This window comes from Candidatus Nitrotoga sp. M5 (assembly GCF_927904885.1).
Taxonomy (GTDB): domain Bacteria; phylum Pseudomonadota; class Gammaproteobacteria; order Burkholderiales; family Gallionellaceae; genus Nitrotoga.
The window spans coordinates 105,793-118,373 of sequence record NZ_CAKMNW010000052.1; the positions used below are offsets into that span (position 1 = coordinate 105,793).

Sequence of the window (12,581 nt, forward strand, 5' to 3'; positions counted from 1 at the left end):
AAATTCTGCCCAGATTTTTTTCTGTTTTTATTTTCACGTCATGCCTCCCGCTTAGCTTTTATAATCAAAGTGCCTCAATCAAGTTTCGTTAGTGAGTAGCTTCACAAACTGCAGGTCACGAGGTGCTATATAGTTTTATATTCTCTTTCTCAAACGAAAAATAATTGAATTATCGGATTTATTAATGGAGTCATTTGTTTCTTTCTCGATGTCGTCACCCGTAAACCTACGACGTGTGCTGGTGCTCAAAAATATCGCTGTGGTTGGTCTAACATTGGCGGTGCTGGTGGTTGCAAAAGGAATGGGAATGCCGTTGCCATTCGAAGTGATCGGGACGGTGCTACTGGTTCTCAATATACTCACCTGGGTACGGTTTAAACTTCCATGGCCAGTGCAAGAAATCGAAGTGTTTGGACAGTTGGTGCTGGATGTTCTGTTACTAAGCACGTTGCTCTATCTGGCTGGGGGTACCACTAATCCGTTTGTGCTACTGCTATTGTTACCGCTTACAATAGCCGCCGCTACACTATTGGCTATTTACGCTTGGTTATTGGCCGTGTTAATCGTGGCTTGCTATACGTTCTTGATGTTCGTTTACATTCCGCTGCCGCATTTTCATATTGACACCGATTCCCCCCTTGACTCAAGTGCTTGGCTCATGTGGTTCGGGTTCGTGCTGGGCGTGGGGTTAGTCGGTTACTATGTGGTGAAGATGGGCAACACCTTGCGCGAACGTGAGCGCATGTTGGCGGAAGTGCGTGAAAACGCACTTCGTGATGAACATCTGGTGGCGCTTGGCACACTGGCAGTGGGTGCTGCACATGAACTGGGCACGCCCCTGGGAACGATGGCAGTAGTGCTTAAGGAACTTGAACATGAATATGCGATGCAACCAGAACTGGTGAAAGATCTGCACTTGTTACGTGATCAAGTGACGAGTTGTAAAAACACGCTTTCCCTTATGCTTTCGTCCACAGAACAAGCGCGTGCGGAAAGTGGTTACAGTATTGCGTTAGATAGTTATCTTGCGGATTTACTCGCGCAATGGCACAGCATGCGTCCCTCTGCGCAGGTGAGCTATCGTTGGACGGGACCATCTCCTGCACCGAAGATTATAGCGGAGCTAGTGTTAGGCCAAGTTATCACTAATATTCTAAACAATGCTGCTGATGCTTCGGAACACAGTGTAGAAGTGGAGGCCAGTTGTAATGCTGAGCAATTGAAGATTGAAATCTCTGATCGCGGCAATGGCTTGACCCCATCTGCTAAAACTAATGCCGGAAAATTATTTTTTACTACTAAAGAAAGCGGGCGAGGACTTGGATTGTTTCTGGTTAATGCCACACTGCGCCGGTTTGGTGGTGCCCTCTCATTATCGAATCGGGATGGCGGGGGAGTGTGCACTTGCGTGACAATGCCCTTGGCTAGTTTACGTGTGACGAATGCAATATGACTTTGCCAGGATTGGAAAACTCGTTGTTGCGCACACTGCTGCTGGTAGATGATGACGTTACCTATTGCACAGTGTTAGCGAAGGCTCTTGCGCGGCGGGGTTTCGTGGTAAGTGTAGCAAACAATGTGAATGAAGCCATACAAATGATTGCGCAAAATCTTCCCACTCACGCTGTGGTTGATTTAAAGATGCCCGGGCAGTCAGGTTTAACATTGGTTGCATACATCAAGGAGCGTAAGTCTGACGCGCGTATCGTGGTACTTACCGGCTATTCGAGCATTGCAACCGCTGTGGAAGCCGTGAAGCTGGGTGCGACATACTATCTGGCCAAGCCTGCGGATGCGGATGAAATTGTCGCTGCTTTTGACCATCAACCAGGCGTAGCTGAAGCGGCCATTGTAACGAAACCAATGTCAATGGATCGTCTCGAGTGGGAGCATTTGCAAAAGGTGCTTGCAGACTGTGGCGGTAATATTTCCGCTGCCGCACGTACACTTAATATGCATCGGCGCACGTTACAACGTAAGTTGTTGAAACATCCGGCTCCTGAACGAGGTGACAGGCTGTTAGCTCAGAAAAAATAACAATAGCCTGATGTGCGCCAAGACTGAAAAGCAGTTTATAACCGGTTTAACGGCTATCTGGGGTCAATGCTTGCCAGTACTGCCAAAACCGTCACTTCCGCGCTGACTTACAGGGAAGTCCTGGACTATATTGAGTTGCATTTGCAGTACCGGCACAATTATCAGTTGTGCTATACGATCCAGTGGCATTAGAGAAAATGGGTGCTGTCCACGGTTCCAGATAGAAATAAATATCTGGCCTTGATAGTCGGAATCGATTAATCCGACCAAATTGCCCAACACAATCCCGTGTTTGTGTCCAAGTCCGGAGCGTGGCAAGATCATCGCGGCGCACTGCGGGTCGGCCAGATGAATTGCAATGCCGCTCGGGATGAGATCGCATTGGCCGGGCTGGATAATCATACATTGCTCAATGCAAGCGCGTAAATCTATCCCCGCCGATCCGGGTGTGGCGTAAGCGGGTGGGTGCTCATGCAAGCGCGGATCGAGAATTTTTACATCCACAGTTTTTTTCATAATTAATTTCCTTGCCGGTAAAGTTTGATTACGTGTTGCAACAAAGCCCGCGCCAGTGTGAGCTTATCCGCGCGCGGCAATACATGCTCGCCCGCATCGTCAAATAAAACCAATTCGTTGTCATCTGCACCAATTGCTTGCTGAACTAGATTGGCTGCGAGTAGTGGAACTTTTTTGGTTTTGCGCTTTGTTGCAGCGTATTCGTGCAGGTTGTGGCTTTCAGCCGCAAACCCTACGCAGAATGGTGGCTTTGGAAGCCCTGTGACATATCCCAGGATATCTGGATTGGGTAATAATTCCAGTGTTAGTCCGCTTGCACTCTTCTTCATTTTTTGTTTGTTCGGTTGCGCTACGCGATAATCAGCTACGGCTGCAACACTGATAAAAATGTTGACATCTGCGACATGATTTTTAACTAAGTCGAACATTTCAGCAGCACTGGTGACATTCATCAGCACGGCGCCATGGGGGCTGGATAAGGCTGTTGGGCCGGAAATTAACGTAACTTCCGCACCAAGTTCCAGCGCGGCTTGTGCGATGGCATAGCCCATCTTACCGGAGCTGCGATTAGTCATGCCGCGGACTGCGTCAATTGCTTCGTAGGTTGGCCCGGCAGTCAGCAGAACTTTCACACCGGATAGTAGTTTGGGCTGAAAAAAAGCAACCACAGCGCGTGCCAACTCTACGGGTTCCTGCATGCGTCCCATTCCTTCCTCGCCACAGGCTTGTGTACCGCTGACAGGGCCTAAAATAGTTACACCATCAGCAACGAGTTGCTGGATATTGCGTTGCGTGGCTGGATTTTCCCACATTTGTTTATTCATTGCCGGAGCGAGCAGTAACGGACAATTGCGAGCCAAGCACAGCGTGGAAAGCAGGTCATCGGCCAAGCCATGAGCCAGCTTAGCGATGAAGTCAGCAGTGGCCGGCGCAATTATGATGGCGTCAGTGGCACGACTTAGGCTGATGTGTGCCATGTGGTCAGCAGTGTGTTCGCCCCACTGATTGCTGTACACCGGCTTGCCGGATAGCGCCTGCATGGTGGTTGGCGTAATGAAGTGGGTCGCAGCTTCAGTCATCGCAACCTGAATTTGTATGCCCTGATTTACCAATAGACGGGTTAATTCGGCACATTTATAGGCGGCAATACCTCCGCTGATGCCAAGCACAATACGTTTAGTTTGAATTTGTTCCATAATGCTGCGCATCTTAGCAAGAACTACAGTTCTTTATCAAAAAACCACAATGCTTAGGCAGAGGAGGGCAATGGGAATTAACAATTGGCCTGAGGGGGAGCGGCCGCGCGAGAAGTTAATCCAGCGTGGTGCGGCCTCACTCTCGGATGCCGAGCTGCTGGCAATATTTCTGCGTACCGGTGTAGTGGGTAAAAGTGCGGTAGATTTGGCGCGTGATTTGCTTACCGAGTTCGGCACACTTACTCGTTTATTTGCAGCTAGCCAGGAAGAATTTTCTAATATATACGGCATGGGGCAGGCCAAATATGTTCAGTTGCAAGCTGTACTGGAAATGTCGCGGCGTGCCTTGCAAGAGGTAATGCGCATGGGTGATGCGCTGAACTCACCGGGCGCGGTGCGAGATTATCTTCGATTGCTATTGCGTGGACGCGAACAGGAAGTATTCTTGGTAGCCTTCCTTACTGCACAAAACCGTGTGATTGCTTCAGAAGAAATGTTCCACGGTACACTCACCCAAACCAGTGTGTATCCGCGCGAAGTGGTAAAACGTGCGTTGTATCATAACGCCGCTGGAGTAATCTTGGCACACAATCATCCTTCAGGTGTGACAGAGCCCAGTCAGTCCGATCGCCTACTCACCGAAACCCTCAAGCAAGCACTCGCGCTGGTGGATGTTCGCGTTCTTGATCACTTCATTGTGGCAGGCGCTGGTTGCTTATCTTTTGCAGAGCGAGGAATACTGTAATAGCTTTTTAGCTGGCTTCTAAAATTCCCCAGCTAGCCTTCATTTCTAAGCTTTAAAAATGACTCTGTATCGATCAATTCAAATGCAGCGACAGGTTTTAGTTGTCAGTGGCAACAGTTTGGATATGACGTCACCTCCTGCCTGTCAGGCTAATTGCCGCGAAAAAATAAACTATGAGACATAGAGGAACAATGTGATAACCTTAATCAGAAGCATTTATCGAGCAGGCGTTATTCAAGGTTTTGTATCGTGGCGAGCGGACCGTGAATTCGGACGAGATAGGATTGAGCATCCATCATCACATGTAAAAGAATTTGATTAAAAGACGACGATGGCTGGAGGCGTGTAGGACAAAAAATTGTGACGCCCGCGCATCGCCACAAAGGAATTGATGTCTCGATTTTAAATGAACGAGCCATAATCATTATGAAGTAGCAAAGCTACACCAGCCGGAACGCTGGAGTAACGCCACCCAAAACTGGCAGTCAGTCCTCATCGTACTCACCTGAACCTGGTTAGCACGTAAAGTATTGCAATATCAAGGATATTTAGCGTAAAAAAAACAGCATGAATATAATCATTCAAACAACAACAAGTTCGACAATCCCCGATTGTAAGTATTGCTTTTATTGGTTGAACTATGTAATGGGTAATGGCTGATACTTTTATCTAAATAGAAATAAGTATCATTATTAGTTGCTTTCTCATTAATTTTTAAATAGACTTGTTGTAGACCATTAAGTAAAAATAAATGAAGTCAATCAGGAATGACATTAAGTTAAGGCTTTTTAGCATGCCTAAACCACAACTGAAGCGAGCACTGGCGCGGACCTTACAATATTTAACTTTGTTAAAGAAGCTTAACTGAGTGGAATTAGGGTCAAATAGATATTATTTCAAGGAGATTGTCGAGTAAATTTCAAAACCAAAACCAAAACTCAAGCCAGCCAATACTGACTACAAAAAGTCATGATAGCCAGCCATAAAATATCAACAATATGGAGCTGTCATGAATAACTTTAAAAAACCAAGCTGCGCTACAGCAGCATTTCTTATTACGATGAGTGTATCGTCCGTTGCCTCAGCCGAAACGACAAAACAGGCGACAAAAGCGACTGCAATCAATGCAGCATCGTCAAAATCCACTGCGGAAACCAAAAAAATAGAACAGCAACAGGCGAAAAAAAATGTAACAGCACGCTTGCAACCCATTACAGTAACCGCAACACACCTGCCACCCGTTACAGTTACCGCGCCTGAACACATCTCTGCGCAAATCAGCCCTACTGGTTCGCATAATGTTATTTCTAAAGAAGAAATCGAGGTACTAACTCCGCTGAGTACTATTGATGTACTTCAATTTACGCCAGGTGTTCATGCAGTTGAAGAGTTTGGACGCGGATTGCGTCCAAACATCGGTGTTCGTGGGCTGGATCCAGCTCGTAGTAGAAATGTTTTGATATTAGCCGATGGGGTGCCTATACAGCCAGCTGTATATGGTGATCCAGCTTCATATTTTAATGTGCCGGTTGAGCAAATCGAGCATATAGAAATCATTAAAGGTAATTCCTCAGCACTATACGGACCGAAAACGGTTGGTGGAGTGATCAACTATATTCTGCATCGCCCGCCCCAAAAGCAAGAATTTCGTTTAAGTGAAACGTTCCGCGAGGGTGGTTTGTTCACTACCAATGCATCTTATGGCAATCGGTTCGGTGAAGTGGGGGTGTTATTTAACTTCAACGACAAACGGGGAAGTTTGAGACGGCAGAATACGCACACAGATGTTCAGGATTTTTCAATTAGAGTGACCTCTCCACTGATTGATGGCGGAGAGGTAGATCTCCGTCTCAGTTTTCATAATGAAGAAGCACAAACACCAGGTGGCCTCAGCGTTGCGCAATTTAATTCAAATGCAAATGCCAGCCAACGGTCTAATGATGTATTTTATGGGCGCCGGTTTGCAGCCACACTTAAACTTGATACGCCTCTGACAAAGACGCTTTCGCTTGATACCTTGACCTATATGAATAGCTTTAAACGCGATTGGTTTATCGCTAATGGTTTGGACGGGGAAGCGCCTACAACTAATAATCAATATCTTCGTGATTTTGTCGTTGCCGGCGTAGAGCCTAAGTTACGCTGGGCACCTAATGATCACATGGATCTGGTTGCTGGAACTAAAGTTCACTTTGAGGAGCAGCAAGATATCCTGCGTGTGGGAAACAGTGCTTACACAAGAAGGGGGACAACAATACAGGACGCAAAATTACAATCCTTTGTTGTTGCGCCGTTCGCTAGCATGAATTTGCAACTGACTGACAAAGTTATCATCACTCCAGGTGTTCGCTACGAGCACATTACTCAGCAGCGAAAGATTGGTCTAAGTGATGGTATCGGTGGTGGTGGGGATACGCGAGTGACCACAGAAGTGCTAGGTGGCGTTGGGATCGCCTATACGCCGATTGATGCTATTGAATTCTTCGGCAACTATTCACGAAATTTCCAACCACCAACATTCAACGAAGCAATTGATCCAACTACAGGAACCAGCAATGACATCAAAGCAGAAACCAGCAACAATTTTGAAGTAGGTATGCGCAGCCGCTTTGCTGACTGGGTTTCTGTAGAAGCGACAGGGTTTTGGACTAATTTCGACAACCAGATTATTACTGAAGCTGGCGCGCTGACAAATGCCGGTAAAACGAGGCAACGAGGCGTGGAAGGGGGGGTAAACCTTGGTTATTCGCTCGGTTTGTCTGGTAACTTGACCGCGACTTACGTGGACACGGAATTTCTCAATGGCGTCAATAAAGGTAATGAGCTACCTGAAGCACCAAATGTTCGATTGGGCTGGGCAACGGCCTATGCACATACTCTGAACACAGGGGTCGCACGTATCCGAGTGGATGGTAATTTTGTTGATAAGCGTTTCACCGACGGCGCCAATACGGTGGAAGAAAGTGCTGATGGTGGATCTGGTCGCTTGCCAGCTTACCATGTCTGGAATTTGCGATTGGATTATGACATGGGTAAGCAACGTTTTGGCTCGTGGCGCTTTAGCACTGGAGTCAATAATCTCTTTGATAAAGCATATCGACTACGTCGACAGGCGTCATTCGGCGGAATTATTCCAGGCGCCACTCGCACCTTTTATGCCAGTGCTTCAACCACATTCTAGTGCTAACAGATGGTACAGGCTGCGTTCAACGGAGGCAGAGATTTTCTGCTTGTTGGGTGCAAACGGCGCTGAAAAACTACGACTATTATTTTAATGGCTCGGCAATTTTGCATTTAGCATAATTGATGATGTCATGCCAGATTGTGCATGGGACGAGAAAACGGAAGAACACTCTAGATACAGGAGTACGAAGTTCAGTAACTTATTCGCGCTCCCCCTGAGACGGGGGGAGCATCAAAGGTATGGTTCATGCGCTTTTAACATCCTTCCATGTCGATTATGCATACCTTGCATCATGATAGATAAAAAATTAAGTAGCTTAAGCTCATTGTTTGATCGAAGTTTATTCGTATTCAATATTTATTATTATTAAGTGAGGCCAGGTCTTGTATAGAAATACAAATACTAATATAGTTACGAACCATTATCATTTGTATTACGATTAGCGTTATAGTGGTAAGAAGTTAGGCATAGCTTCACAATTGGATATTGGCAAGTGGGAATTATGTTTGCTCAAATTTAGCGCTAATACAGCATCTGGATAAGCCTACTAATGTGTGCATTAGTTTTAAGTATGTGTAACCGAATTATCCTTCGCCAGTAGTATATTAAGCACTTGGTTTTTTTAATTTTATATTCGGAGAAACAATGAGATATACCATAAAAATTAATTGCATTACTGCCTTGGCGAATAAACATACAGACATTAAAACCCGATGTAACCATCGCCAAACTAAGCTCGTGATCGCAATGAACAGCGCATTAATTTGTTTTGGACTAGCCACTATTACTTTATCGGGGCCCACAGTTGCGAAGTCAAACATTGACGCCAGTTCTGCTGTACATGCACATAAAATTCCAGCCGGGTCACTTGAAGTCGGACTTGATCGGTTTGTCACACAAGAGGGTATTAAACTCTCTTATAAGAATGTTGAAATTAAAGGTAAAGAGACGTCAGGATTAAACGGCAACTACACCACGCAAGATGGGCTAAATCGCTTGTTGGCCAGCAGCAACCTTCAAGCAGTGCTTAAGGATAATGTTTATGTTGTACAAAAATCAGGAACACCTAAATCAAGCACTAACGAAATAATAAACTTGGCCGCCGCACCTGGATCAAACAATGACGTAACAGAAAGCATGGCCACCCTTCCAATAGTTAAGGTTTCGGCAAAGCAAAAAGAGAGTTACGCAATCACTAATACCACCACTGCAACCAAGACAAACACACTTTTGCGTGATGTCCCGCAATCTATATCTGTTGTGACGAAGGCTGCAATTCAAGATCAAGCGCTTCTGAGCATATCGGATACAGTGCGTTATGTTCCAGGTGTGGGGATCTCTAATGGGGAAGGAAATCGTGATGCTATAGTTTTTCGTGGAAATCGTTCCACAGCGGACTTTTTCGTCGATGGCGTACGTGATGACGTCCAGTACTTTCGCGATCTTTACAACATAGAAAGAGTTGAGGTGTTGAAAGGTCCCAATGGAATGATTTTTGGCCGCGGCGGCTCCGGAGGCGTTATTAACCGAGTTGCTAAAGAGGCTGGTTGGGATCCGGTACGTGAATTTACAGCACAGGTGGGATCGTACGGTACAAAACGTGTTGCTCTTGACGTCGGACAAGGCATAAATGACGTCGCCGCTTTCCGTCTTAATACAATGTATGAAAACTCTGACAGCTTTCGCGATGGCGTAGACTTGAAACGATTCGGAATTAATCCTACCGTAACAGTAATGCCAACTATCGATACCAAAATTGTGTTAAGTGCAGAATATGTCGAAGATGATCGCACAGCTGATCGAGGTATCCCTTCTGTGGATGGGCGGCCAATCAGTACCAAGAGATCAACGTTTTTTGGTGACCCTGATCGCAGCGGAGCTGACTCAGAGCTAAAGGCATTTAACGCAATGGTTGAACATAAATTTAATGATGATGTAAAGATTCGCAACCGCACACGTTACGCTACTCAAGACAAGTTTTATCAGAACGTATACGCCAACAGCTCGCTACAGGGAACGGACGTAGGGATTGGTGCTTATAACAATCTAACTAATCGAGACTCTTTTTTCAATCAGACTGACTTTCTGTTTTCCCTGGATACAGGGGGGGTTAAGCACGATATGGTAGCGGGTCTCGAATTTGGTCGCCAAGACACAGATTCTTTACGTCAAACTGGAATTTTTTCCAACACTGGAACGACATCGATTCTCGTACCCGTTAATAACCCAATCACGAAAGAGCCTCTCACATTCACTACAAAAGCCACAGACGCTGATATTAATAGCGTCACAAAACAGACCTCACTTTATCTGCAGGACCAGATCACATTAATACCTCAGTTACAAGCTGTTCTTGGCGTACGTTACGATAAGTACACAACAGATTTTCATAGTAATAACCTCGCTCCTCCTGACAATAATAAACATACCAATGATAATTTCTTCGCGCCAAGAGTCGGATTGATATACAAACCAATCGAAGAAGTATCGATATATTCCAGCTATAGCACGTCATATGTTCCGAGAGCTGGCGAACAACTTACATCGCTATCATCTGTGAACAGTGAGACGCTGAAACCGGAAAAATTCAAGAATATAGAAGTTGGCGCTAAGTGGGATATTCGACCTGATCTGGCTTTGACCACTGCTTTGTTCAGACTGGATCGTACCAATGTTATTCTTCCCGATCCGAACGACGCAACCAGGACTTTCTTAGGCGGTGGCCAACGCAATGAAGGCTTTGAATTGGGATTGGCAGGCAACATTACACCAGCTTGGAGCATTATGGGGGGGTATACCTATCAAGATGGGAAAATTACCAATACGCAATCCGATAGTGCCAAGGCAGGAGCAGTCTTGAGAGAGCTTCCAAAACACACATTCTCACTGTGGAACCGATATAACATCGATCCGACATGGGGTGTTGGGCTAGGTGTTGTGAATCGTAGTTCTATGTACACTTCGACTGACAATACCGTCCGCTTGCCTGGCTTTGCTCGGGTGGATGCAGCTGTATATGCCAAGATTAATAAAAACTTGCGTGCTCAGTTGAATATCGAAAATTTGTTTGATACTCATTATTTTGCTTCCGCTCACAATAATAACAATATCTCACCAGGGTCACCTATTGCTGCAAGAGTGTCACTCATTGCTAACTTCTAGATTTTTCATATAGCAAAAAACGTGCAACAGCTCCCGCCGAACAGGCGGGAATGCTGTACAAATATGTTCCCATAACCATTCAAAATAATTTCTCCTGCGCATTTTTCTAAATCTGTCCATGATGATTACACAACCTTTGCGTGATGATCGATTTGAAACCTCGACCGCTTAAACACAATTTTTAATTTAAATTAATCTCACCAAACACTTTTTAGTGCCTCTAAAAATGCAAGATCCTAATATTTAAGATAAGAACCGAGTAAAAAATTTCAGCGCGACATATGTTTGATATATATGTGGTATTTTGAGTAATGCCGTGCTGAGGCTGAATGGGGTAAGTAGCCAAGCCGCAAAGTTGTTGCTCGCAAAATGGGGCTGTTGTAAGTTCTACTCCTAATATTCGGATATGGTTAATCCTTGCATCTCATCAAACATGAGAATAACATTGCGAATTGTTATCACTTGTAAAGCTGCTTAGGCTAAAGCATTCACTATCAACAGCCTGATGCACTTAATGTAAATCAGCTGCAAATTTAGCTGAACGGTACTTATTTCGCCACTTTTTGGGAAATAGTACGAATATTACCCTGCAAAATTGCCTAGTAGGGTAAACAGGCATTTCGCCGCAAGGTGAAGGATCGCAAAGTCCGCCAGCGCTCAGCTAATTTTCGCTACGATTCTTTAAGTCCAACGGCTGCAAGACATAGCAACACAAATTGATACCAACAAGTGAAAATTATGTTTGCTTGAATTGAGTATGCACAGTAATGGCTAATTTTGCTTGGGATGAGGTGCTCATTCAAAGCATGATGATCAGTCTACCAACTGGGTGCGCTAGTTTTAAGTATGTGACACCAAATTGCCCGACGCCAGTAGTATATTAAGTATTTTACATTTCTTTATTACATATTATATTTCGGAGAAACAATGAGTTATATCAGTAGCCTAAAGTGCGTTACTGCCTCGGCGCAAAAACATACAGGCATTCATACACGATTCAAACATCGCCAAACTAAGCTCGCCATCGCAATGAATAGCGCATTAATTTGTTTTGGACTAGCCACTATTAGTTTATCTGGGATCGCAGTTGCGAAAACAAACATTAATGCTAGTTCTGCCGTACACGCATTTAAAATCCCACCCGGCTCGCTTAAGGTTGGACTTGATCGTTTTGTTACACAAGAGGGTATTAAACTTTCTTACGGAAATGAAGAAATTAAAGGGAAACAGACGCTAGGAGTAAACGGCAATTACACCGTACAGGATGGGCTAAATCGCTTGTTGGCCAGAAGCAAGCTTCAAGCTGAGCTGCAGGGTGATGTTTATGTTGTACAGAAATTAGGAACGCCTAAAACAAGCAAAAATCAACTAGAGAGCTTGGCTACTGCACCAGTAGTAGTCAATGACACGACAGAAAGTATGGCCGCCGCACCGGAACTAGGCAATGACACGACAGAAAGTATGGCCGCCGCACCGGAACTAGGCAATGACATGACAGAAAGTATGGCCGCCGCACCCGAGCTAGGCAATGACATGACAGAAAGTATGGCCGTCGCACCAATACCAGGTCATGACATGGCAGTGAGTATGGCTGCCGCACCAGTTTCAGGCAATGATATGCCTATTGCCACAACCCCGTCATCCATGACCGCATTTGCCCAGAGCGAGCACGAAACTATTAAGCCAAGCAAGCAAGAAACTATTAAGCCAAGCAAGAATGAAACTATTATGCCGGCTATCG

At 45.3% G+C, this 12,581-nt stretch carries 8 protein-coding genes; 6 read left to right on the forward strand and 2 right to left on the reverse strand.

Annotated features, from left to right (window positions below; all coding sequences use genetic code 11):
• Nucleotides 1-184: 184 nt before the first annotated feature.
• The gene (locus MJ770_RS10310; RefSeq protein WP_239253649.1) at nucleotides 185-1,453 is read left to right on the forward strand and encodes an ATP-binding protein; all 1,269 of its coding nucleotides are present in this window, start codon (nucleotides 185-187) and stop codon (nucleotides 1,451-1,453) included.
• A complete protein-coding gene (locus tag MJ770_RS10315; RefSeq protein WP_239253651.1) occupies nucleotides 1,450-2,037 on the forward strand; it encodes a response regulator transcription factor in 588 nt (195 codons plus the stop codon). Before MJ770_RS10310 ends, MJ770_RS10315 begins: the two co-directional genes overlap by 4 nt.
• Nucleotides 2,038-2,100: 63 nt before the next feature.
• On the opposite strand, the gene dut is transcribed toward MJ770_RS10315, so the two are convergent.
• Nucleotides 2,101-2,553 carry a dUTP diphosphatase gene (gene dut, locus MJ770_RS10320; protein WP_239253653.1) on the reverse strand — a complete coding sequence of 151 codons (453 nt, stop codon included), beginning with the start codon at nucleotides 2,551-2,553 and terminating at the stop codon, nucleotides 2,101-2,103.
• Nucleotides 2,554-2,555: 2 nt separating this feature from the next.
• The gene (coaBC, locus tag MJ770_RS10325; protein WP_239253655.1) at nucleotides 2,556-3,749 is read right to left on the reverse strand and encodes a bifunctional phosphopantothenoylcysteine decarboxylase/phosphopantothenate--cysteine ligase CoaBC; all 1,194 of its coding nucleotides are present in this window, start codon (nucleotides 3,747-3,749) and stop codon (nucleotides 2,556-2,558) included.
• A gap of 70 nt (nucleotides 3,750-3,819) precedes the next feature.
• Between coaBC and radC the strand changes: the two genes are divergently transcribed.
• From radC to MJ770_RS10345, 4 genes are all read left to right on the forward strand, one after another.
• Nucleotides 3,820-4,494, forward strand: coding sequence for a RadC family protein (radC, locus tag MJ770_RS10330; RefSeq protein WP_239253656.1), 675 nt, complete (start codon nucleotides 3,820-3,822; stop codon nucleotides 4,492-4,494).
• 1,009 nt (nucleotides 4,495-5,503) lie between these two features.
• Nucleotides 5,504-7,675 (forward strand): TonB-dependent receptor family protein, encoded by a 2,172-nt coding sequence (locus MJ770_RS10335; protein ID WP_239253658.1) that lies wholly within the window; start codon nucleotides 5,504-5,506, stop codon nucleotides 7,673-7,675.
• Nucleotides 7,676-8,425: 750 nt separating this feature from the next.
• Nucleotides 8,426-10,840 (forward strand): TonB-dependent siderophore receptor, encoded by a 2,415-nt coding sequence (locus MJ770_RS10340; RefSeq protein ID WP_239253660.1) that lies wholly within the window; start codon nucleotides 8,426-8,428, stop codon nucleotides 10,838-10,840.
• Nucleotides 10,841-11,767: 927 nt separating this feature from the next.
• The coding region (locus MJ770_RS10345; RefSeq protein WP_239253662.1) for an STN domain-containing protein at nucleotides 11,768-12,581 on the forward strand (814 nt) is incomplete at its 3' end.